28 protein-coding genes are annotated in these 21,976 nt (G+C 35.0%); 27 read left to right on the top strand and 1 reads right to left on the bottom strand.

What is annotated here, in order from left to right; translation table 11 throughout:
- Positions 1-10 precede the first annotated feature (10 nt).
- From HMPREF9225_RS02170 to HMPREF9225_RS02200, 7 genes are all read left to right on the top strand, one after another.
- Positions 11-799: a phage antirepressor gene (locus tag HMPREF9225_RS02170; RefSeq protein ID WP_040551269.1), complete on the top strand. Its 789-nt coding sequence runs from the start codon at positions 11-13 to the stop codon at positions 797-799.
- The gene (locus tag HMPREF9225_RS02175) at positions 799-1,185 is read left to right on the top strand and encodes a DUF7768 domain-containing protein (protein ID WP_008901290.1); all 387 of its coding nucleotides are present in this window, start codon (positions 799-801) and stop codon (positions 1,183-1,185) included. The genes HMPREF9225_RS02170 and HMPREF9225_RS02175 overlap by 1 nt, the downstream gene beginning before the upstream one ends.
- Positions 1,186-3,414 (top strand): phage/plasmid primase, P4 family, encoded by a 2,229-nt coding sequence (locus tag HMPREF9225_RS02180; protein ID WP_008901291.1) that lies wholly within the window; start codon positions 1,186-1,188, stop codon positions 3,412-3,414.
- A gap of 136 nt (positions 3,415-3,550) precedes the next feature.
- Positions 3,551-3,832 carry a VRR-NUC domain-containing protein gene (locus tag HMPREF9225_RS02185; protein WP_008901292.1) on the top strand — a complete coding sequence of 94 codons (282 nt, stop codon included), beginning with the start codon at positions 3,551-3,553 and terminating at the stop codon, positions 3,830-3,832.
- Positions 3,833-5,179, top strand: a complete 1,347-nt coding sequence (locus HMPREF9225_RS02190) for a DEAD/DEAH box helicase (RefSeq protein ID WP_008901293.1) — start codon at positions 3,833-3,835, stop codon at positions 5,177-5,179. It begins immediately after the preceding gene.
- A 93-nt stretch (positions 5,180-5,272) separates the two neighbouring features.
- Entirely contained in the window at positions 5,273-5,701 is a 429-nt protein-coding gene (locus tag HMPREF9225_RS02195; RefSeq protein WP_008901294.1) for a hypothetical protein, read from the top strand.
- 99 nt (positions 5,702-5,800) lie between these two features.
- Positions 5,801-6,169 (top strand): HNH endonuclease, encoded by a 369-nt coding sequence (locus tag HMPREF9225_RS02200; protein WP_008901295.1) that lies wholly within the window; start codon positions 5,801-5,803, stop codon positions 6,167-6,169.
- A 26-nt stretch (positions 6,170-6,195) separates the two neighbouring features.
- On the opposite strand, the gene HMPREF9225_RS02205 is transcribed toward HMPREF9225_RS02200, so the two are convergent.
- Positions 6,196-6,462 (bottom strand): hypothetical protein, encoded by a 267-nt coding sequence (locus HMPREF9225_RS02205; protein ID WP_008901296.1) that lies wholly within the window; start codon positions 6,460-6,462, stop codon positions 6,196-6,198.
- A gap of 139 nt (positions 6,463-6,601) precedes the next feature.
- On the opposite strand from HMPREF9225_RS02205, the gene HMPREF9225_RS02210 reads away from it, so the two are divergent.
- The 20 genes from HMPREF9225_RS02210 (at position 6,602) to HMPREF9225_RS02295 (ending at position 21,901) form a co-directional block, all read left to right on the top strand.
- Positions 6,602-7,249, top strand: coding sequence for a P27 family phage terminase small subunit (locus HMPREF9225_RS02210; protein WP_008901297.1), 648 nt, complete (start codon positions 6,602-6,604; stop codon positions 7,247-7,249).
- A gap of 5 nt (positions 7,250-7,254) precedes the next feature.
- The gene (locus tag HMPREF9225_RS02215) at positions 7,255-8,031 is read left to right on the top strand and encodes an S-adenosylmethionine synthetase N-terminal domain-containing protein (protein ID WP_008901298.1); all 777 of its coding nucleotides are present in this window, start codon (positions 7,255-7,257) and stop codon (positions 8,029-8,031) included.
- A 1-nt stretch (position 8,032) separates the two neighbouring features.
- Positions 8,033-9,268, top strand: a complete 1,236-nt coding sequence (locus tag HMPREF9225_RS02220; protein WP_008901299.1) for a site-specific DNA-methyltransferase — start codon at positions 8,033-8,035, stop codon at positions 9,266-9,268.
- A gap of 43 nt (positions 9,269-9,311) precedes the next feature.
- Complete coding sequence (locus HMPREF9225_RS02225) at positions 9,312-9,527, top strand: DUF4314 domain-containing protein (protein WP_008901300.1); 216 nt, start codon at positions 9,312-9,314, stop codon at positions 9,525-9,527.
- Between the two features lie 72 nt (positions 9,528-9,599).
- Positions 9,600-9,968 carry a DUF7698 family protein gene (locus HMPREF9225_RS02230; RefSeq protein WP_040551270.1) on the top strand — a complete coding sequence of 123 codons (369 nt, stop codon included), beginning with the start codon at positions 9,600-9,602 and terminating at the stop codon, positions 9,966-9,968.
- Positions 9,969-10,061: 93 nt separating this feature from the next.
- A complete protein-coding gene (locus HMPREF9225_RS02235) occupies positions 10,062-10,349 on the top strand; it encodes a hypothetical protein (RefSeq protein ID WP_040551271.1) in 288 nt (95 codons plus the stop codon).
- A 91-nt stretch (positions 10,350-10,440) separates the two neighbouring features.
- Entirely contained in the window at positions 10,441-12,030 is a 1,590-nt protein-coding gene (locus HMPREF9225_RS02240; RefSeq protein WP_008901303.1) for a terminase large subunit, read from the top strand.
- A 134-nt stretch (positions 12,031-12,164) separates the two neighbouring features.
- Positions 12,165-13,283, top strand: a complete 1,119-nt coding sequence (locus tag HMPREF9225_RS02245; RefSeq protein WP_008901304.1) for a phage portal protein — start codon at positions 12,165-12,167, stop codon at positions 13,281-13,283.
- On the top strand, positions 13,270-13,395 hold the full coding sequence (locus tag HMPREF9225_RS10530; protein ID WP_008901305.1) for a hypothetical protein: 126 nt from the start codon (positions 13,270-13,272) through the stop codon (positions 13,393-13,395). The genes HMPREF9225_RS02245 and HMPREF9225_RS10530 overlap by 14 nt, the downstream gene beginning before the upstream one ends.
- A 122-nt stretch (positions 13,396-13,517) precedes the next feature.
- Positions 13,518-14,201, top strand: coding sequence for a head maturation protease, ClpP-related (locus HMPREF9225_RS02250; protein WP_425357255.1), 684 nt, complete (start codon positions 13,518-13,520; stop codon positions 14,199-14,201).
- Positions 14,202-14,203: 2 nt separating this feature from the next.
- On the top strand, positions 14,204-15,394 hold the full coding sequence (locus HMPREF9225_RS02255) for a phage major capsid protein (protein ID WP_008901307.1): 1,191 nt from the start codon (positions 14,204-14,206) through the stop codon (positions 15,392-15,394).
- A 10-nt stretch (positions 15,395-15,404) separates the two neighbouring features.
- Entirely contained in the window at positions 15,405-15,677 is a 273-nt protein-coding gene (locus HMPREF9225_RS02260) for a head-tail connector protein (RefSeq protein WP_008901308.1), read from the top strand.
- Entirely contained in the window at positions 15,677-16,009 is a 333-nt protein-coding gene (locus HMPREF9225_RS02265; protein WP_008901309.1) for a phage head closure protein, read from the top strand. Before HMPREF9225_RS02260 ends, HMPREF9225_RS02265 begins: the two co-directional genes overlap by 1 nt.
- The gene (locus tag HMPREF9225_RS02270) at positions 16,006-16,386 is read left to right on the top strand and encodes an HK97 gp10 family phage protein (protein ID WP_008901310.1); all 381 of its coding nucleotides are present in this window, start codon (positions 16,006-16,008) and stop codon (positions 16,384-16,386) included. The genes HMPREF9225_RS02265 and HMPREF9225_RS02270 overlap by 4 nt, the downstream gene beginning before the upstream one ends.
- Positions 16,379-16,705, top strand: coding sequence for a hypothetical protein (locus HMPREF9225_RS02275; protein WP_008901311.1), 327 nt, complete (start codon positions 16,379-16,381; stop codon positions 16,703-16,705). Before HMPREF9225_RS02270 ends, HMPREF9225_RS02275 begins: the two co-directional genes overlap by 8 nt.
- Positions 16,698-17,294 (top strand): major tail protein, encoded by a 597-nt coding sequence (locus HMPREF9225_RS02280; protein WP_008901312.1) that lies wholly within the window; start codon positions 16,698-16,700, stop codon positions 17,292-17,294. The genes HMPREF9225_RS02275 and HMPREF9225_RS02280 overlap by 8 nt, the downstream gene beginning before the upstream one ends.
- 2 nt (positions 17,295-17,296) lie before the next feature.
- Positions 17,297-17,653, top strand: a complete 357-nt coding sequence (locus tag HMPREF9225_RS02285) for a hypothetical protein (protein WP_008901313.1) — start codon at positions 17,297-17,299, stop codon at positions 17,651-17,653.
- A 17-nt stretch (positions 17,654-17,670) separates the two neighbouring features.
- Positions 17,671-17,835, top strand: a complete 165-nt coding sequence (locus HMPREF9225_RS10300; protein ID WP_008901314.1) for a hypothetical protein — start codon at positions 17,671-17,673, stop codon at positions 17,833-17,835.
- Between the two features lie 79 nt (positions 17,836-17,914).
- Entirely contained in the window at positions 17,915-18,763 is an 849-nt protein-coding gene (locus HMPREF9225_RS02290; protein ID WP_040551273.1) for an AraC family transcriptional regulator, read from the top strand.
- Positions 18,764-18,835: 72 nt separating this feature from the next.
- Positions 18,836-21,901 carry a phage tail tape measure protein gene (locus HMPREF9225_RS02295; protein ID WP_008901316.1) on the top strand — a complete coding sequence of 1,022 codons (3,066 nt, stop codon included), beginning with the start codon at positions 18,836-18,838 and terminating at the stop codon, positions 21,899-21,901.
- The last annotated feature ends 75 nt before the right edge of the window (positions 21,902-21,976 follow it).

Genomic DNA, 21,976 nt, shown 5'->3' on the forward strand with positions numbered 1-21,976 from the left:
GGAGGTCTTTATGAACATAGAAATTTTTAGAAATAGCGAATTTAAAGATATAAGAACAATGGTAATGAATGGAGAGCCATGGTTTGTTGGAAAAGATATAGCTGAAAATCTTGGTTACAGTAACTCAAGCAAAGCAGTTATAAATCATGTTGAGACAGAGGATAAACAATTTATAATGTTAGACTTAGCAGATTCCCAAAATGGGAATGTGCCTAAAGGTCAAACTAAAACAGCTGTTATAAATGAATCTGGTCTATATAGCCTAATTCTATCTAGCAAATTACCTCAAGCAAAAAAATTTAAAAGATGGGTTACAAGCGAAGTTTTGCCAAGTATTAGAAGACATGGGATGTATGCTACAGATGAACTTTTAGACAACCCAGATCTATTCATCTTAGTACTTGAAGAATTAAAAAGAGAAAGACAAGAAAAGCTAATTCTAAAGCAACAGAATTTAGAGATGAAACCAAAGGCGTCCTATTACGATATTGTCTTATCCTGTAAAGAGGCTGTAGCAATAACAGTAATTTCCAAAGACTATGGTTGGTCTGCCAGAAAAATGAATAAGAAACTTCATGAGTTGGGGGTTCAGTTCAAGCAAGGCAATATATGGCTTTTATATCAAGATTATGCTGAAGAAGGATATACTTGTACAAAAACTTATTCATTCAATAAAGGAAATGGAGAGGTTGGTACAAAAATTCACACTTACTGGACTCAAAAAGGCAGACTGTTTATTTACAATCTTTTAAAATCCGAAGGCTATGTTCCTTTAATTGAAATTAAGGAGGCAGCCTAATGAATAAAGAACTATACAACAGGAGTGGGTGCAAGGATCTCACTCCTTATCAAGCAATTAAAAATGCAGAGAAGAGATACTATCCCTTGGTATATATCTGCAGTCCATTTTCTGGAGATGTTGAAAATAATGTCATCATGGCACAGAAGTATTCTCGATATGCCTTAGATAAAGGAAATATTCCCTTAGCACCACATCTTTTATTTCCTCAGTTTATGAGTGATGAAAGTGAGAGAAGACTTGCTATGCATTTTAATTATGTCCTTCTTGGAAAATGTGAAGAAGTCTGGGTCTTTGGTGACAACATAAGTCCTGGAATGGCAGAAGAAATAAAGGTTGCTGAGAAGAGAAAAATGAAGATTCGATATATAAAGGAGGTAGCCTAATTGAAAATATACATCTCAAATTTAATAGGAGTGGAGTCAAACTGTGTTTATCCAAATGAGGTTAATGCAGTAGATGTTAGGTCATTTGAGAAAGCCGCGAGTTTTGACCATGTAATGGCTAAGTATAAAAACTCCTACAGGTCCAATGATAATTTTATAGAGTCAGAATGTATTCCCATGGATATAGATAACGACCATTCAGAAAATCCAGATGATTGGATTTCAGCTAATGATTTAAAGAGAATATTTGACGGAGTTAAGTTTGCCATTGTTTATAGCAGAAACCATAGAAAAGAAAAAAATGGAAAAGCTGCAAGACCAAGAATGCATATTTATTTTCCAATTCCTAAGATTACAAATTTAGCCGAATATGTAGGAATAAAAGCAAGTTTGGCACAGATTTATACTTTCTTTGATGGAAATGCCTTAGATGGAGCGAGGTTTTTCTTTGGAGTTAAGAATCCTGCTGTTGAAATAGTTAGGGGGAAAAAATATGTAACAGAAATCCTAAAAGATGACTTTGAAGATTTCGATAACTCTCAAGACTTGATTCAGCAAGGCTCTAGAAATTCAACCATGAACCATTTTGCTGGTAGGGTTTTAATTCGATATGGAAAGACAGATGAGGCGAGGGAATTATTCGATAAAAAAGCCAGCCTTTGTTCTCCACCACTAGAAGATGAGGAGTTAGAACAAATATGGAAGTCAGCTTGTAAGTTTTATAAAAAAGTAGCAGCAAGTGAAGATTATGTACCACCTGAAGAATATACTGAAGGCATAAATTTGAGACCCTCTGAATTTTCAGACATAGGTCAAGCGGAAGTTTTTGTTAGAGAATACCAAGACAGGATTCGTTTTTCTCCTTCTACAGGTTTTCTTGTTTACAACGATTCCTATTGGGAGGAATCTGAATTAAAAGCACAAGGATGTTCTCAAGAATTGGTTCTAAAGCAACTAGAAGAAATAGACAACGGGTTTGTAAAAATGGAAGAAGATATAAAGAAATCTGGTGTTAGAGAAACAATCTCTTCTATGAGTGAGAAGAAAGCCTTGGCATCTTTTAATGACAATCAGAAATCTCTATACTATAAACTTATTTCTTTAGAGGCATATAAGAAATATGCTGTAAAACGAGGTGACACTAGAGCCATTCATGCAACTTTAAAGGAATCGAAACCAATGTTAGAAATAGACCAAAGAGAACTTGATACGGATGAGTTCTTATTAAATACTCCTTCTTATACAGTTGACTTAAAAACTGGAGAGTGTAGAGACCATAAGGCAGAAGACTATCTAACCAAAGAAACATCTGTAGATCCAAGTGATGAAAATATAGATATATGGATTGATGCCTTGAATACATTTTTTGTAAAAGACAGTGAACTTATAGAATACGTTCAGAAAGTAGCAGGGATATCTTTAATCGGAAAGGTCTATATTGAGGCTCTCATTATAGCTTATGGTGATGGAAGAAATGGAAAGTCCACATTTTGGAATACTATCTCAAGAGTGCTAAACCTATATAGTGGGTCAATCTCGGCAGATATTCTTACAGTTAATTCTAAGAGAAATGCCAAGCCAGAACTTGCTGAAACAAGAGGTAAAAGGCTTTTAATTGCAGCTGAACTTCAAGAAGGATTAAGGTTAAATACTTCAAATGTTAAACAGCTTTGTTCTACAGATGAGATTGTAGCAGAGAAAAAATATCGAGATCCATTCAAGTTCATACCTTCTCATACCCTTGTCCTATATACTAACCACCTACCAAAGGTGGGTGCCTTAGATGAAGGAACCTGGAGAAGACTCATTGTAATTCCATTTGAGGCAAAGATAGAGGGCAGTAGTGATATTAAAAACTACACTGATTATTTAGTAGATAAGGCTGGGGGAGCAGTTCTCAAGTGGTTAATCGAGGGTGCTAAAAAGGCTATTGATGAAGATTTTAAATTCAGCTTACCTAAAAAAGTAGCAGATGCCATCAATGAATATAAAGAATCAAATAACTGGTTCAAGCATTTCTTAAATGAGTGCTGTGAGATTGATTCATCCTATGAAGAAAAGTCTGGAGAAGTCTATCAAGAATATAGGGCCTACTGCCTAAGGATTGGTGACTATGTAAGGTCCACTACTGATTTTTACTCTGCATTATCATCCAATGGATTTAATAGGGTGAAACTCCGTGATGGAATTAAGATTCAAGGACTAAAACTAAAAAGTGACTTTGTGTAATTTTAGCTATTGTGCAAGTCTCGAAGGTCATATATATAACTTTTATATAGTAATTAAATTAATTTAGTCTATATATAAAGGTTATAGAAGAGACCTTCGAGACCTTCACACAATCAATAGAAAGGTTGAAATATCAATGCTAGAAAACGAAATAGAAAAAGCCTTAGTCGACAAGGTAAAACTCCATGGTGGTCTTTGTCTTAAATTTACATCTCTATCAATGACGGGAATACCAGATAGGATAATACTTTTACCTAAAGGAAAGGTTGGATTTGTAGAAACAAAAAGACCTGGAGGAGAGCCAAGACCAATTCAGAAAAAGAGAATAAGGCAATTTAAAAACTTAGGTTTTAAGGTTTATGTTCTTGACTCAAAAGAAAACATTGATGAAATAATAAAGAGGATTGGAGGTGACTAATTGGAATACACTCCACATAAATATCAAAACTATGCTACTGAATTTATAAAAGAAAACAAAGAATCAGCACTTCTACTGGACATGGGTCTCGGTAAGACGGTTATAAGCCTAACAGCTATAAAAGATTTACTATTTGATTCCTTTGAGATTTCTAAGGTTTTAATAATAGCACCACTAAGGGTTGCCAGGGACACTTGGAAGGAAGAGATAGAAAAGTGGTCTCACCTTGATATCTTAAAATATTCAGTAGCCATAGGAAGTGAAAAAGAAAGAATAAAAGCATTAAATGAGCAGGCAGATATTTATTTAATCAATAGGGAAAATGTAGACTGGCTAATAAATAAAAGCAAACAACCATTTAACTATGATATGATCGTAATTGATGAACTATCATCTTTTAAATCTCATAGGTCAAAGAGATTTAAAGCCTTGATGAAAGTTAGACCAAAGGTAAAAAGAATAGTTGGTCTTACTGGAACTCCATCATCTAACGGACTAATGGATTTATGGGCTGAGTTTAGACTCCTTGATATGGGTCAAAGGCTTGGAAGATTTATTGGTCAGTACAGGGAAATCTACTTCAAACCAGATAAGAGAAATGGACCAATCATTTATTCCTATAAGCCACTGCCTTTTGCTGAAGATGCAATCTATAAAAAGATATCAGATATAACAGTTTCTATGAAAGCTGAAGATTACCTAAAAATGCCAGAGAAGATAAACAATGAAGTCTTTGTAAATCTATCAGATAAAGAAAGAGGAATCTACGAAACCTTAAAAAAAGACTTAGTCGTTAATATTAAAGATAAAGATATAGATGCAGTTAATGCTGCTGCACTTTCTAATAAGTTACTGCAAATGGCATCAGGTTCTGTTTATGATGAATATAAAAATATGATCCATATCCACAATAGAAAACTTGATGCCTTAGAAGATTTAATAGAAGGAGCAAATGGAAAACCTGTTCTGATAGCCTATTGGTATAAGTCCGACTTGAAAAGAATAAAAGATAGGTTTGATGTAAGAGAACTTAAAACAAGTGAGGACTTTAAAGAATGGAATCAAAGTAAGATTCCTGTAGCTGTTATTCATCCAGCATCTGCTGGACATGGACTTAACTTACAAGCAGGAGGATCAACACTTATTTGGTTTTCTCTTACTTGGTCCTTAGAACTTTATGAGCAAACCAATGCCAGACTTTATAGGCAAGGTCAGAAAGAAACAGTTGTAATCCATCACATCCTAGCTAAAGGAACTATTGATGAAGATGTGATGAAAGCATTAGAAAATAAGAATAAAACACAAGCTGCACTTATAGAGGCAGTAAAAGCAAATCTGGAGAGTTAATGTCATAGAATGTCACTAAGAACATTTTATAAGCTTAATATACGAGCAGGAGTTCTATGGAGAACTTACCTCAAAAAATTATGGAGGTAAGAAATGAACGCAAAAGAATATTTAAAACAAGCTTTTTATTTAGACAAAAGAATTAACAGTAAGCTGGAGCAAGTTGAAAGTTTAAATGCACTAGCAACAAAAGCTACATCGACCTTATCGGATATGCCTAAGAGTCCTAATCAAGGCTCATCTAAACTTGAAGATACTATCGTAAAGATTGTAGATCTCCAAGAAGAGATTAATAGAGATATAGATAAACTTGTAGATTTGAAAGCAGAGATGGTTGGAACAATCAAACAGATTCAAAATAAAGAACTTCAAGTTATCCTTGAAAAAAGATATCTTTGCTTTGAGACTTGGGAGAAGATAGCAGTTGATATGAATTACGATATTAGACATATTCATAGACTTCACAATCTGGGGTTAAAAGAAACTTCAAAGCTAATCAAACCTTGTCATGAAATGTCATAGAATGTCACTATGGAGTTGTAGTATTATTAAAATAGCAAAAGAATAATTAAAAGAGCCTTGGAGATTTAATCTTCGAGGCTTTCTTTATGGAGTGATAAAGTGCCAAGAAAACCTAAGAGACCATGTTCTTATCCAGGTTGTCCAGAGTTAGTTGATGGACGATTCTGCAAAGAACATGAGAAAGAATACAACAGAAACTATGAAAAATATAAACGAGATCCTAAAACTCATAAGCGATATGGAAAAGCATGGAGAGTTATTAGAAAAAGATATGTAGCAGAGCACCCACTCTGTGAGATGTGTTTAAAAGAAAATAAAATGACGAAGGTAGAGGAAGTACATCACATACTTCCTCTTTCTCGTGGTGGAACTAATGATGAAGACAATCTTATGAGTCTTTGTAAGTCTTGTCACTCAAAGATTCATGCAAAGAGTGGAGATAGATTCAATAATAAAAACGAGAGATAGGATTTTCTATCTCTCGTTTAATGGAATTAATAGCTAAGAGTACCACAGTCATGGTTACCCCATCCCTCCTTGATAGCTTTTCCAATAAGAAAATTAATATCAGCAATGGATGGAATTCTAGCTTGACCCCTTGCAGCTTGAAGAGTACCATCTGGGCGTTTCCAAATAAACCTGTATCCGTTTTCTTCGTTTCCATCCCCATATTCATATCGAACATATTGGAAACAAAGATTCCAACTGTCAGCTTCACCAATTTGTGTCTCATTTAAAACAACCACTCTTGTTTGACTCATAATGACCTCCTTATAAGTATCTAATTAGTATCTGATAAGAATAGTATAATATATTTTTATAAAGAGTCAATAAAAATTTTATATTTTTTTTCGTGGGGAGGGGGAGTCTTATTCTCTACGACTGAATCCCATACCAACGGTGCCGCCCTCTCACGCACAAAAAAACGGGTTCAAAGGACCTATTAAAGAAAATAATAAACTAGGAGGTGATACTATCGCTAAGGACGGAACATATAGAGGTGGAAGAAGAGTAAAAGCAGGAGGGAAACCACAGCCTGCTGCTGAAAAAATAGAAAAAGGTAAAAAAGTAGAAATACTAATGAATGATATTCCAACATTCACTCCAGAAGAAATAGATGCAGTTGACTTGCCAGACGGTGCAGTTCTTGATGGGACAGATATGCCAGCACCTAGTGACTATCTATCTGCAAAGCAAAAGAATGGAATACCACTTGGTGCTGATGAAATATATAAAGAGACTTGGGGTTGGTTAAAACAAAGAAACTGTGAAAATTTAGTAAATCCAAGACTATTAGAGTCTTACTCCCAGGCTTTTGCAAGATATATTCAATGTGAAGAGGCAATCAGTCAATTTGGACTACTGGGAAAGCATCCTACTACAGGAGGAGTTATTGCATCTCCTTTTGTACAGATGTCTAGTCAGTTTCAAAAGACAGCCAACCTTTTATGGTATGAGATTTATGACATAGTTAAAGAAAACTGCACAGAAGTTTATGAAGACTATGGGGAAGATATGATGGAAAAATTACTAAGGCAAAGGAGGTAATTGTATTGTTTGAAAAAGTAAATCCAAGGCATCCAGATAAAATAGCAGATTGTATCGCTGGTGCAATTGTAGATTTAGCATATAAAGAAAATGAAAATCCTAAAATAGCAGTTGAAGTTTTGCTGGGGCATGGAAATTGTCATGTAATTATTGAAACAGATTGTAATCTAAATAAAAAAGAAATTGCAACATCAATAAAGAGGATAGCTGGAGATGTCATAGCAGATATTAAAATAGTAGAACAGGATATTCACCTATCAAATAATCAAAAAGAAAAGATAAGATGTGGTGACAATGGAATCTTTAAGGGAGTACCTACTTCAGATGAAGAAAAGAAACTATCTTTAATTGCTCGTGAAATCTATTCTAATTATCCTTACGATGGAAAATACATTCTTGATGGAGATAAACTCATAATCTGCCAGTCAAATATATCTACAGAAATCTTAAAAGCAATTTATCCAAAAGCTATCGTAAATCCACTTGGAGATTGGACTGGAGGATTTAATGTTGATACTGGAGCGACAAATAGAAAACTCGGCTCAGACATGGGAAGAGCAGTAACGGGTGGAGGTCTTCATGGTAAAGACCTATCCAAAGCTGATGTATCAGTTAATATTTATGCCCACCTAAAGGCACAAGAGGAAAATAGAGAGATTGAATTATCCTGTGCAATCGGAGATGAAACTGTTGATGGTAGACCATATTCTGAAATTGTAGAAATTGCTAGAAACTATATTAACTCTATTGGTGGTTTTGAAGAATTTGCAAAGTGGGGCTAATATGATTACAACCAAAGAAATGAAATTAGTTGATATTGAAAAACTTGTACCCTATGTAAATAATGCAAGGACTCATTCAGCAGACCAGATTAACAAACTACGATCATCAATTCGAGAATTTGGCTTCATCAATCCTGTGATTATTGATAAAGACTATGGAGTTATTGCAGGCCATGGAAGAATTATGGCGGCAAAGGAAGAAGGGATAAAAGAAGTACCTTGTGTCTTTGCAGACCACCTAAACGAGGCACAAAAGAAAGCCTATATCTTAGCTGATAACAGAATGGCTCTTGATGCTGGTTGGGATGAAGAACTATTAAGGGTAGAAATTGAATCCCTAGAAGATTATGGTTTTAATGTAGAACTTACTGGGTTTTCACCAGATGAACTATCTAATATTTTTGACCTTGGAAATGATACAGAAGATGACGGTTTTGATGTAGACAAGGAATTAGAAAAACCTACTTTTTCAAAAGCTGGAGATATATGGACATTAGGCAAGCACAAACTTATTTGTGGAGATTCTACAGATGAGATTACTTACGAAAAATTGATGGGAGAATCAAAAGCAAATCTTATCATCACAGACCCTCCATACAATGTAAACTATGAAGGATCAGCTGGAAAAATTAAAAATGACAATATGGAGCAAGGTAAATTTTACGAATTTTTACTAAGCTCCTTTTTAAATATGGAAAAGTTTCTCGCAGATGATGGTTCGATATATGTTTTTCATGCTGATACAGAAGGACTTAATTTCAGAAAAGCATTTCAAGATGCTGGATTTTATTTATCTGGTACTTGTATTTGGAAGAAACAATCTCTTGTACTTGGAAGAAGTCCCTATCAATGGCAACATGAACCAATCCTTTATGGTTGGAAGAAAAAAGGAAAACACAACTGGTATACAGGAAGAAAAGAGTCTACCATTTGGGAATTTGATAAACCAAGAAAAAATGGTGACCACCCTACTATGAAACCTATCCCACTTTTATCTTATCCAATTAAAAATTCATCAATGACAAACTCCATTGTACTTGATCCATTTGGTGGAAGTGGAAGTACATTAATAGCTTGTGAGCAAACTGATAGGATTTGTAGGATGATAGAACTTGATGAAAAATTTGTAGATGTCATTGTAAATAGGTTTATTGAATTAGTTGGTAGTGATAAAGATGTAAGCCTATTAAGAGACGGAAAAGAGTATAAGTATGAAGATGTTATTAATCTGACTTGATATAAATCAGTATTTGAGTGATATATGTATGTGAGGTGATTAGATGATTTCAAGGGAAATTATACAAAAATTAAAAGAGACGTATCCAGTAGGTACAAGAGTAAAACTAATCCAAATGGAAGATGACGGGGCACCTTCAGTTGGAACCTTAGGTACAGTTTATGGAGTGGATGCCATTGGATCAATCCTAGTAAAATGGGATAATGGTTCGATGTTAAATGTAATTTTTAGGGAGGATATTATTGAAAAATCTAATTAAATAACCATACATTGCTTGACTATTCCTCTATTGTACGGGAATATGTGTACAACAAAAGAGGAGGAACGAAAAATGAAAAAGATTGAATTGTTAGAAAACATTAAAGAAAAAGAAGATTTCGAAGAAAATAAAATTAGCTACAGATTTTACTGGGCATACAGAGAATCCAGAAGAATAGGTAGAGACATCTTAAACTTTGATGATGTTGGATTTGAAGAAAACCACCAAGAAATCATAGAGAATCTTGAAAGATTTGAGATACAAGAATTTACAATTTCAGACCAGTCAACAGGTCTTATGAAAGGGTTAAAAAGTTTTAAAAGAAAAGGGTACTTTCCTATAGACTTAATTGAAATAGATACAGGAAGGACTAATTGGAATTTCAAAGAAAACAAAGAAGAAAAAGAATATACACCAGCCCTCCTTTTCAAGAGAAACTAAGAGAAAAAATAGAGAGTTAAGCAAGATATTTGCTTGACTTATCTCTCGTTGTACGGGAATATGTGTACAACAAAAGTAAAGGAGAGTAAAACCATGAAAAAAGACCTTTTAGAAAGATTAGAAACAGAAGTCAAAGCCTGCAAAAGATACGCAGGAAGCTCAATAAAAAAATCAAAAGAGGGCAAGATTGGAGCAGCCATTAACCTTCTAGACATAGCGGGAACTGCAAAGAAATGTGCAGACCAAATTCATGAAGAACTTTGGGAGGTATCAAAAGGAAATTTAACAGATGAAGAATTTCAACTTTTTGCAGACTCAGAAACACTAGATAGAGAACTTAAGAAAGCTTACAAAGAATTAAATATAGCAAGAAAAAGATAAAAATAAAGAAAAATTAGCCAAGGCTCTTTTTCTCGTAGTGAACTAGCTAAGGCTAGTATTTTTATGCTCATTTTTAGAGGAAGGAGGTCAAATGAAATATAAACCAACAAAATTTATGCTACCTACATCTCACTATGATAAAAACAAAGCAGACTATGCCGTCACCTTTATAGAATGCCTAAAACACACAAAAGGTAGATGGGCAGGTAAAGATTTCAAGCTTATTGACTGGCAAGAAGAAATTATTAGAGACTTGTTCGGCATTGTAAAAGATACGGGATACCGACAATTTAACACTGCCTATATTGAGATTCCAAAGAAGATGGGAAAATCTGAACTTGCAGCTGCTGTAGCACTTCTCCTTACTTGTGGTGATGGAGAAGAAAGAGCAGAAGTTTATGGATGTGCTGCCGATAGACAACAAGCAACTATAGTTTTTGATGTTGCAGCTGATATGGTAAGAATGTCTCCAGCCTTATCTAAAAGAGTAAAGATTCTAGCATCTCAAAAGAGGATGATATATAAGCCGACCAATTCTTTTTACCAAGTTTTATCTGCAGAAGCCTATTCTAAACACGGATTTAATATTCATGGTGTGGTCTTTGATGAACTTCATACCCAGCCTAATAGAAAACTTTTTGATGTCATGACAAAAGGTTCTGGAGATGCAAGAACTCAACCATTATATTTCCTTATAACAACTGCAGGAACTGATACCAAATCAATCTGCTACGAAACTCACCAAAAGGCAGTCGACATACTTGAAGGCAGAAAAACTGATCCAACTTTCTATCCTGTGATTTATGGAGCAGATAGAGAAGATGATTGGACAGATGAAAAAGTATGGCATAAGGCAAATCCGTCTCTTGGAATTACAGTTCCAATAGAAAAAGTAAGACAAGCTTGTGAATCGGCTAAGCAAAATCCAACTGAAGAAAATGCCTTTAGACAACTAAGACTTAATCAGTGGGTCAAACAAGCAATTAGATGGATGCCTATGGAAAAATGGGATTTATGTAACTTTGCTGTTAATGAAGAAGAACTAAAGGGCAGAGTTTGTTATGGTGGACTTGATCTATCATCAACAACAGATATTACAGCCTTTGTTTTAGTCTTTCCTTCAATAGATGAAGATGATAAATATCAAATATTACCCTACTTCTGGTTGCCAGAAGATAATCTCGACCTAAGAGTAAAAAGAGACCATGTGAACTACGACCTATGGAAAAAACAAGGCTACATTCAAACTACAGAAGGTAATGTAGTCCATTATGGTTTTATTGAAAAATTTATAGAAGACTTAGGTGAGATTTATAACATTAGAGAAATTGCATTCGACAGGTGGGGAGCAGTGCAGATGGTTCAAAACTTAGAAGGCATGGGTTTTACAGTAGTTCCCTTTGGCCAAGGATTTAAAGATATGTCTCCACCAACAAAAGAATTAATGAAACTAACTCTCGAAAGAAAAATAGCCCATGGAGGTCATCCTGTTCTAAGGTGGATGATGGACAATATCTTTATACGAACAGACCCTGCTGGAAACATTAAGGCAGATAAAGAAAAATCTACAGAAAAGATAGATGGAGTTATTGCTACAATAATGGCACTTGATAGGGCTATAAGATGTGGTAATGACACAAGTGAATCTGTTTATGATGATAGGGGGTTAATTGTATTTTAGGAGGTGGTAGTATAAACATCTTAAATTTAATATTCAAGTCGAGAGACAAACCTAAAGACGGGGAGAGAATATCTTCATCGTCTTTTTTATTTGGAAGGACAACAGCAGGAAGAAATGTCAACGAATTTACTGCTATGCAAATGACAGCAGTTTATTCATGCGTGAGGGTTCTTGCTGAAACCTTAGCAGGACTTCCTCTACATTTATATAAAAGAGGGAATTCAAACTCAAAGGAAAAAGCAGAAGACCACACCATATATTTTCTCTTACATGATGAACCAAATAATGAGATGACATCATTTGTATTTAGAGAAACATTAATGACTCATCTTTTATTGTGGGGCAATGCTTACGCTCAGGTAATTCGTAATGGAAGAAATGAGGTCATTGGACTTTACCCTCTAATGCCAAACAAGATGACTGTAATGAGAAGTGAGGAAGGAGAAATTTTCTATAAATACAATCACAAATCAGAAGAGGTTTATCTTTTAAAAGAAGATGTTCTTCACATACCTGGACTTGGTTTTGACGGTCTTATTGGATACTCACCAATTACAATGGCCAAGAATGCTATTGGCATGGCTATGGCTTGTGAAGATTACGGAGCGTCATTCTTCCAAAATGGAGCACAGCCAGGTGGAGTTTTAGAACATCCAGGTATTATTAAAGACCCAGAAAGAGTTAGAGCGTCGTGGAATGCAGCCTTTCAGGGGCCTAAGAACGCCAACAAAGTGGCTGTACTTGAAGAAGGGATGAAATACCAACCGATAGCCATTGCGCCAAGTGAAGCCCAATTTTTGGAAACAAGAAAGTTTCAGTTAAATGAGATAGCAAGAATATTCAGAATACCACCTCATATGATTGGTGACTTGGAGAAGTCATCATTTTCAAATATAGAACAGCAGTCGCTTGAATTTGTTAAATACACTCTTGACCCTTGGATTGTTCGTTGGGAGCAATCCTTGGAAAGAGCACTACTAACAAAAAAAGAAAAAGAATCCTACTTTATTAAATTTAACCTTGATGGACTTCTAAGGGGAGACTATGAATCAAGAATGAATGGATATGCTGTAGGAAGACAAAATGGCTGGATGAGTGCAAATGACATAAGAGAATTAGAAAACCTAGATAGGATATCAGCTGAAGAAGGTGGTGACTTATACCTTGTAAATGGAAATATGCTACCGCTTGATAAAGCAGGTAGTTTTTATCAGCAGAAAGGAGAAGAGATAAGTCCAAATGAAGAACAATAAAATATTTTGGAATTGGAAAAAGGATTCGAATGAACTATATATAGATGGAGTTATTGCGGAAGAGTCTTGGTTTGATAGAGAAAAAACACCAAGGCTCTTTTTTATGACCTAACCCGATGAGTGCAAAGCACGAATCGTAGGTAGGTCAGATGTCACGAAGTCCAATTTTCATCGACCAAAGGGAGATAAGAAAATTGTGACGAAGCTGACTTGAAGAATTGGGGTGAAAATATATTGAATAAAAAAGTATTTTGGAATTGGGCAAGTAATGAAAATGTCCTATACATTGATGGAGTTATAGCTGAAGATTCATGGTTTGATGACGATGTGACTCCTAAGTTATTTGCCAGTGAATTAAAAAATAAAAGTGGAGACATAACTGTATGGATCAACTCCCCTGGTGGAGATTGTATTGCAGCATCAAGAATTTACACCATGCTTTTAGAACACAAGGGAAATGTAACCATTAAGATTGACGGACTTGCAGCATCAGCAGCATCGGTCATTGCTATGGCAGGAACTGAAGTATTGATGAGTCCAACATCATTAATTATGATTCACAACCCTTTAACTGTAGCTATTGGTGACTCAAAAGAAATGCAAAAAGCCATAGATATGTTAAAGGAAGTTAAGGAATCAATCATTAATGCCTATGAGATTAAGACAGGTTTATCCAGGGAAGAGATTTCTAATCTAATGGATGGAGAGACTTGGTTTGATAAGAACAAGGCTATTGAGATGGGGTTTTGTGATGGAACACTAATAGATAAGAGGACAAGTGATGTAGCAACTAACATGGTTTTTTCAAGACGAGCAGTTACAAACTCACTTTTAACAAAGATAAATAAAGAAGTAAAGACTCACTCAATGAGTGAGGTAGAAGAAAGATTAAACAAAATTAAAAACACTTGGAGGTAATTATGAATTTAAAAGAACTTTTAGAAAAGAGAACTAAGGCTTGGGATGAGGCAAAGGCATTTGCTGAATCCAAGAAAGATGAAAAGGGCCTAATGTCTGATGAAGACTTTAAAACATATGAAGAGATGGAGAGAACAATCGAGAATTATACTCGTGAAATTGAAAGAAAGAAGAGGGAAGAAGAAATGGATAAAACTTTAGAAAAACCTACTACTCAAGCATTAACAAATGAACCTGCTACTTTTAATGAAGAAGAAAAATCAATGAGAGCAAGAAATGTCTATAAGAAATCTATGATGAAAGCATTAAGAACAAACTTTAGAGATATCTCCAATGAATTAAAAGTCGGTACAGATGAAAGTGGTGGATATTTAGTTCCAGAAGAAATGGAAACAGATATCGTAAGTGGTCTTGAAGATGAAAATATCGTAAGAAAACTCGCTACAAAAGTTCAAACTTCTGGACTCCATAAAATTAATATTGCAGCTACTAAACCAGCAGCCCTATGGGTTGAAGAAGGTGGCCAACTTACCTTTGGAGATGGCACATTTGATCAAGTATCTCTTGATGCACATAAACTCCATGTTGGTATTAAAGTTACTGAAGAACTTTTGTATGATGCAGCCTTTAATTTAGAAAAATACATCACTGAAGAATTTACTAGAGCGTTAGCAAATGCTGAAGAGGACGCTTTCTTAAATGGCGATGGAGTAAATAAGCCTACAGGAATTTTTGACCCTAAAAAGGGTGGAGAACTTGGGCTAACAACAAAGGCTCAAACAATTACTGCAGATGAACTAATTGATTTAGTTTACTCTCTAGATAGACCATATAGAAAGAAAGCAGCCTTTATTTTAAATGATGCAACAGTTGCTCAGATTAGAAAACTTAAGGATGTTAATGGTGCATATATTTGGCAACCTTCACTTAAAGATGGAGAACCAGATAGACTTTTAGGATATCCTGCTTACACATCTGCCTTTGCTCCAAAAGCTGAAAAAGGGAAACTTGCAATAGCCTTTGGCGATTTTTCTTATTACAAGATTGGAGATAGAGGAAATAGATCTTTCCAAGACTTAAAGGAACTATTTGCTGGCAATGGCATGGTTGGTTTCTTAGGTAAAGAAAGAGTTGATGGAATTTTAGTTTTAAGGGAAGCAGTTAAACTTTTAAAAATTGGTGCTACTGCCTAAGGAGTAAATTATGATTACTCTTGAAGAGGCAAAGTCCTATTTAAGGGTGGATTTTGATGATGAGGATGAGATGATTGAATCTCTCATCCAATCATCAATAAAGCACTCCATGGATGTAGCCAGGGTTAATAGTGAAGAAGAACTTTCTAAAAATCCAAATGGAAAGATAGCTGTCTTATATATGACTGCTTATCTTTATGAACATAGAGAAGAGGCAGATTACTCTGAATTAAACTTAACTCTAAGGGCTTTATTATTTGGAATGAGAAAGGCTGAGTTTTAATGAAGGTATCCGATTTAAATAGAAAAATAACCTTTCAAAATAAAAATGTTAAGGTAGATGACATTGGTAACCATAAATCAGTATGGACAGATTATCTAGAAACGTCAGCCTATATTTCCTTTCAAGGTAAAGGCGAAGAAGTTTTTCTAGGAATGGAAGTGGATAGGTCAGATATTTCTTTTACTGTAAGATTTCAAAATAGTCTGAAGAACATTAATACTTCAGATTACAGAATTCTATTTGAAGATGAAAAGTACAATATCATCTCAATTGACTTTATGAACTACAAAAACAGATTTATAAAGTTTAGATGTAGGAAGGTGAGTAGATGAATGTAAAAATTGAAAACCTAGCCAGTGAAATAATGAAAGGCTTAGAAGAATACTCTGATATGGCAACAGATGAAGTAAAAAAAGAAGTCAAAAAAGCTGGTAGCAATATTAGAAAAGACATACAAGAAAATGCACCTGTAGGAGAAACAAAGAAATATTCTAAATCTTGGTCAGTAAAAACTATGAAAGAAACTTCAAACTCAATAGAACTTGTAGTCCATTCAAGAAATAGATACCAGCTGGCTCATCTACTTGAGAAAGGCCATGTTCTTAGGCAAGGAGGAAGAGTGTCTGCTAAGCCTCATATTGGACCAGCTGAGGAGAAAGGAATCAGAGAATTGGAAGAAAATATAATGAGGAAATTACAAGATGGATAGGCTATTAAAAATAATTGAAGATATAGGACTTCCATTTGCATACTCCCACTTTGCTGAAGGAGAAAGTCCAGATCCACCATTTATGGTCTATCTATTTCCAAAGAATAAACACTTTGGTGCAGATGGAGTAGTTTTCTATAAAAATACTCAGATAGACTTAGAACTTTATACCGATAAGAAAGATTTAAAATTAGAGGAAAAAATAGAAGAGATACTTGATAGAGAAAAAATCTATTATGAAAAATCTGAAGTTTGGATTGAATCAGAAAGACTCTATGAAGTTCTCTATGAATTTACGATGGAGGTAAAAAATGGCTAATAAAGTTAAATTTAATATTTGTAACGTACATTACGCTCTCTTTGATAAAACCGAAGAGGGCGTTATTAAATATAAGACACCAGTGCCAATGCCTGGTGCTGTTTCAATTTCATTAGATCCAAATGGAGAGCCTGAAAGCTTTTATGCAGATGGGATTGAATACTACACAATTTCAAACAATATGGGCTATGACGGAGATTTAGAAATCGCCCTTATTCCAGAATCCTTTAGGACTGATGTTTTGATGGAAAAATCAGATTCTAATAAAGTATTAATTGAGTCGTCAAATTCTGAAACTGCAAACTTTGCACTTCTATTTGAGTTTGATGGTGACCAAAAGAAAATCCGTCATGTCATGTATAACTGCTCAGCAGCAAGACCTACTCTTGAAGGAGAAACCAATGAAGAATCAAGAGAAGTTCAACCAGAAACCTTATCTATCCAAGCAAGACCACTTCCAAATGGAAATGTAAAGGCTAGAACAGGTGAAGAGACTACAAAGGAAACTTATGATGGTTGGTACAAGTCAGTCTATATGCCAACAGAAACTACAGTAACACCTTCAAGAGCAAGTGTTGGAGGTAAATAAATATGGCACTAACAAAGAAAATTCAAATTGACGGACAAGATGTTGTTTTTCGTGCCTCAGCTGCAATTCCACGAATTTATAGATTGAAATTTGGAAGGGACATCTTTAAAGACTTGATGGAATTAGAAAAGTCCATGAAGAAAAATGATGAAGATAAATCTAATCTTGACATAGGCTCATTAGAACTATTTGAAAATATAGCCTATGTAATGGCAAAGCATGGAGATAAATCTGTGCCAGATAGTCCAGAGGAATGGTTAGATAATTTCTCAACCTTTTCAATTTACCAAATTCTACCTCAGCTAATTGAGTTGTGGGGACTTAATATAAAATCGGAAGAAGTTCCTAAAAAAAAGTAAGACCAACAGAAAGACCAATGACCACACCCTTGTTTTTACTAAGGGCAGTGGAACTTGGTCTTTCTGTTTCTGATTTATCTCTACTAACAATTGGACTTGTAAATGATATGTTTACAGAAAAGAATAACGATGAATATAAATACAAAGAAGTAGCTACACAAGATGACTTTGATAAATTTTAGATGCTATAATATTTGTATTAGCATTATCGGGTATAATTTAATAAATCCTTGTACAATTTAAATGAAAGGTGGTGGGAATATGGATATAATGAGATCTTTTAACTTAGCAATAGACTATATTGAAGAAAACTTAACTGATGAACTTGATGAAAAGGAAATAACACGGATAACAGGATATTCATTTCCAATGTTTTCAAGAATATTTTCAATCATATCAGGATATTCATTATCTGAATATATAAGGTTAAGAAAGATGACAAATGCTGCAATTGATTTAAAAAATTCAGATAAAAGAATTATAGATATCGCAATAAAATATGGCTATAATTCTCAAGATTCTTTTGCCTTAGCTTTTAAAAATTTTCATAAGCTAACTCCAGGACAAGTAAAAAGAGGACAAAAGTATCAATATTTCCCAAGAATCTACTTTTCAATTTCAGTTCAAGGAGGAAATCAAATGGATATTAAGATTGAGAAAAAGAAAGCGTTTAAAGTAGCTGGCATTAAATCAGATGTAACTAAAAGTTCAAATTTCCAAAAAGTTTGGGATAGACTGGTTGAAAAAGTACCAAGAGAAAAATTTGAAGAGTTTGGTAATGGTCAAATCTTTGGCGTAGGATATGACTATATAATGGATGAAGAAGATTCATTTATATACTTAGCTGGTTTTGATTTAACGGATGAAGTAAAAGCCGAGGAGTTAGGTTTAGATATACTCAGCATTCCTGAAAAAGAGTATGCTATTGTAAGCTTACAAGGACCTATACCTAAGTGCATTCACGAAGGATGGAAGTATATTATTTCATATTTCTTCCCAAAAGAAGGATATAGACATGATGAAAGTCCTGATTTTGAAGTATATGGAGATGGAGACCCTAATTCAGCAGATTATCAAATGGAATTATGGGTTCCTATAGTAAAAGAATAATTTAAATTTGTTTAACGGCATCTATCAAATGGTAGGTGCTTTTTTGATGTCTAAAATTAAGGAGGTGAGATATTGGCAAATAGAATAAAAGGGATAACTGTTGAGATTGATGGGGACACTACCAAATTACAGACTGCACTAAAACAAGTTAATACGGAGATAAAACATACCCAATCAGAACTTCGTGATGTCAACAAACTTCTTAAACTTGATCCTGGCAACACTGAACTCATCTCACAAAAGCATAAACTGTTAGGACAGACCTTAGAAGAAACAAAGAACAAATTAACATCATTAAAAGAGGCACAGAAACAAGCTGAACAGGCTCTTGCAGAAGGTAAGATTTCCCAAGAACAATATGATGCCCTTAAACGTGAAATTATTGAAACAGAACAAGCCTTAAAGTCTCTAGAAAGACAAGGTGCAACAACAAATCAAACCCTTCAAAACATAGCTATTACTGGAGAAAAATGGCAAAACACAGGGCAAAACATAGAAAATGTAGGAAGAAAAATGATGCCAGTATCTCTTGCAGTAGCAGGTCTTGGGGTAGCAGCTGTAAAGACTGCATCAGATTTTGACTCAGGTATGTCAAAGGTAAAAGCAGTATCAGGTGCAACAGGGTCCGACTTTGATGCTCTGAGGGAAAAGGCTCGTGAAATGGGGGCCAAGACAAAGTTCTCAGCATCTGAAGCGGCAGAGGCTATGAACTACATGGCCATGGCTGGTTGGAAAAGTAAAGACATGATTGGTGGTATTGAAGGAGTCATGAACCTTGCTGCAGCTAGTGGTGAGGACTTAGCCACTACTTCAGATATCGTAACAGATGCCCTTACAGCCTTTGGTTTAAAAGCTGAAGACTCTTCTCACTTTGCTGATGTTCTTGCTGCTGCATCATCTAATGCCAATACCAATGTTTCATTAATGGGTGAAACTTTTAAATATGCTGCACCTATTGCTGGTACACTTGGATATTCAGTTGAAGATACAGCTGTAGCTATAGGTTTAATGGCTAACGCAGGAATAAAGGGCTCACAAGCAGGTACAGCTTTAAGGTCTGGACTAACTAGACTCGCATCACCAACTAAAGAAGTTATTAATGGAATGTCCATGTTGGGCTTATCTATTGAAGATGTACAGGGGCTTTCACTTGATGAGACTCTAAGCACCTTTAGAGTTGCCTTTGCTAATTTAGATGGAACTCAAAAAGCACAAGCAGCATCCATGATATTTGGTAAAAATGCCATGTCTGGAATGCTGGCAATTATAAATGCCAGTGAAAAAGACTATAACAGTTTAAGTGATGCCATATATAACGCAGATGGAACAGCTGAAAAGATGGCTGCTACTATGCAGGACAACCTAGCTGGTCAATTAAAGATATTACAATCTGCCTTAGAAGAATTAGCCATATCTTTTGGAGACCTTTTGATGCCTGCTGTTAGAAAAGCAGTAGATATATTAACAAAACTGGTAAATGGACTTAATGCACTTCCAGGACCAGTAAAAGGTATTATTGCAGGTATCGGTCTTTTTATAGCTGCTCTTGGACCTGTACTTATGATAGTAGGAAAACTTATCTGGTCAATAGGAACTATTATGACTAAAGGACCTCTAATAGTAGGAGGAATAACTAAGATAGTTGGAATATTTACAGGTACACTTATACCAGCAATCACTGCAGTAGTATCAGCCATTGGTATTGTTCCTATTGCTATTGGTGCAATAATAGCGGGTCTAGTTCTTTTATGGAAGAAGTGCGACTGGTTTAGAGAAGGTGTCATCTCTATTTGGGATACTATCAAAGAATCAACTGTTGCTATTTGGAATGGAATAAAAGAATTCTTTGTAAACCTATGGCAAGGGATATCTGATTCATGGACAAGTACATGGACTGAAATAACAAGTTTTCTATCAGAATTTTGGTCTGGATTTATTGAAGGGGTTAAGACTACTTGGAAAGGAATCAAGGATTTCTTCGCCAACTTATGGAATGGACTTTCTGAAGGCTGGAATAGTATCTGGACATCTATAACAACTTTTCTAACTGAATCTTGGAATACCTTTATTGAAGGGGCCAAGAGTTTGTGGCAAAGTTTAGGAGAATTTTTTACAAGCCTCTGGACGGGAATTCAAACTACTTTTACCAATATATGGACAGCTATTTCAACTACAACTACAGAAGTATTTACAGCAGTTGGAGAATTTATTAAGACGACATGGGAAGGGATTAAGACTTTAATTTCAACAGTTCTTGATGCAATTAAAGTAAAAGTAGAGACTATTTGGAATGGACTAAAAGAGTTCTTAACAACAGTCATCACTGCCATTGGAGAATTTATTTCTACCTCCTGGACCAATATAAAAACGACTATTGAGACAATCTTGACTTCTATTAAGACAGTTCTTGAATCAGTCTGGAATGGGATAAAGACCTTTATCTCATCAACAATGAATAATATTAAGACCTTTGTTTCATCTGCTTGGAACTCCATAAAGTCGACTATTTCCTCTGCAGTGAATAGTGCAAAGTCAGCAGTATCATCTGCATTTAATTCCATGAGATCAAGTATTTCATCTACTATGTCGAATATTCAGTTCACTATTAGAAATGGATTTAATAATGCAGTTAATCACATTAAGAATTTGGCATCTCAAGCTTATACATGGGGAGCCGATATGATTAACGGAATTGCTAGAGGGATTAGAAGTGCGATTAGCAATGTGACATCGGCTGTATCCAATGTAGCATCAACTATTAGGTCTTACCTGCACTTTTCTGTTCCAGATGTTGGCCCACTTACCGACTATGAATCTTGGATGCCTGATTTTATGGAAGGCTTGTCTAAGGGTATAGAAAAGAGTAGAAGATTAGTACAATCTTCAATGAAAAATGTCGCAAGTGACATGGTTTTAAGCCCAAGCATATCAGCTGTTGGCATAGGTGGACATGATAAAGAATCAGCTATAAATGGAATTGATATAGGAAGACAAATATCCGATGCACTTGCAAACATCAATTTAAAATCTGAAAATACTGGAGATATAGTCATACCAGTTTATCTTGGAGGCACACTCCTTGATGAAGTTATTGTCAATGCATCCATGCGTAAGAATTTAAGAAGTGGAGGTAGATAATGACCTAACCCAAAATCTATGATTTTGTTGGTAGGTCAGATGCAGTCTCACCCCATGAACAAGGAGCAAAGCGAC

The organism is Peptoniphilus duerdenii ATCC BAA-1640, from assembly GCF_000146345.1.
In the GTDB taxonomy this organism is placed as follows: Bacteria; Bacillota; Clostridia; order Tissierellales; family Peptoniphilaceae; genus Peptoniphilus_B; species Peptoniphilus_B duerdenii.

Coding starts and splice junctions, on each gene's coding strand:
- HMPREF9225_RS02170 (WP_040551269.1), top strand. CDS start 11: ATGAACATAGAAATTTTTAGAAATAGCGAATTTAAAGATATAAGAACA.
- HMPREF9225_RS02175 (WP_008901290.1), top strand. CDS start 799: ATGAATAAAGAACTATACAACAGGAGTGGGTGCAAGGATCTCACTCCT.
- HMPREF9225_RS02185 (WP_008901292.1), top strand. CDS start 3,551: ATGCTAGAAAACGAAATAGAAAAAGCCTTAGTCGACAAGGTAAAACTC.
- HMPREF9225_RS02195 (WP_008901294.1), top strand. CDS start 5,273: ATGAACGCAAAAGAATATTTAAAACAAGCTTTTTATTTAGACAAAAGA.
- HMPREF9225_RS02205 (WP_008901296.1), bottom strand. CDS start 6,462: ATGAGTCAAACAAGAGTGGTTGTTTTAAATGAGACACAAATTGGTGAA.
- HMPREF9225_RS02220 (WP_008901299.1), top strand. CDS start 8,033: ATGATTACAACCAAAGAAATGAAATTAGTTGATATTGAAAAACTTGTA.
- HMPREF9225_RS02225 (WP_008901300.1), top strand. CDS start 9,312: ATGATTTCAAGGGAAATTATACAAAAATTAAAAGAGACGTATCCAGTA.
- HMPREF9225_RS02230 (WP_040551270.1), top strand. CDS start 9,600: ATGAAAAAGATTGAATTGTTAGAAAACATTAAAGAAAAAGAAGATTTC.
- HMPREF9225_RS02235 (WP_040551271.1), top strand. CDS start 10,062: ATGAAAAAAGACCTTTTAGAAAGATTAGAAACAGAAGTCAAAGCCTGC.
- HMPREF9225_RS02240 (WP_008901303.1), top strand. CDS start 10,441: ATGAAATATAAACCAACAAAATTTATGCTACCTACATCTCACTATGAT.
- HMPREF9225_RS02245 (WP_008901304.1), top strand. CDS start 12,165: ATGCAAATGACAGCAGTTTATTCATGCGTGAGGGTTCTTGCTGAAACC.
- HMPREF9225_RS10530 (WP_008901305.1), top strand. CDS start 13,270: ATGAAGAACAATAAAATATTTTGGAATTGGAAAAAGGATTCGAATGAA.
- HMPREF9225_RS02255 (WP_008901307.1), top strand. CDS start 14,204: ATGAATTTAAAAGAACTTTTAGAAAAGAGAACTAAGGCTTGGGATGAG.
- HMPREF9225_RS02260 (WP_008901308.1), top strand. CDS start 15,405: ATGATTACTCTTGAAGAGGCAAAGTCCTATTTAAGGGTGGATTTTGAT.
- HMPREF9225_RS02265 (WP_008901309.1), top strand. CDS start 15,677: ATGAAGGTATCCGATTTAAATAGAAAAATAACCTTTCAAAATAAAAAT.
- HMPREF9225_RS02270 (WP_008901310.1), top strand. CDS start 16,006: ATGAATGTAAAAATTGAAAACCTAGCCAGTGAAATAATGAAAGGCTTA.
- HMPREF9225_RS02275 (WP_008901311.1), top strand. CDS start 16,379: ATGGATAGGCTATTAAAAATAATTGAAGATATAGGACTTCCATTTGCA.
- HMPREF9225_RS02280 (WP_008901312.1), top strand. CDS start 16,698: ATGGCTAATAAAGTTAAATTTAATATTTGTAACGTACATTACGCTCTC.
- HMPREF9225_RS02285 (WP_008901313.1), top strand. CDS start 17,297: ATGGCACTAACAAAGAAAATTCAAATTGACGGACAAGATGTTGTTTTT.
- HMPREF9225_RS10300 (WP_008901314.1), top strand. CDS start 17,671: ATGACCACACCCTTGTTTTTACTAAGGGCAGTGGAACTTGGTCTTTCT.
- HMPREF9225_RS02290 (WP_040551273.1), top strand. CDS start 17,915: ATGGATATAATGAGATCTTTTAACTTAGCAATAGACTATATTGAAGAA.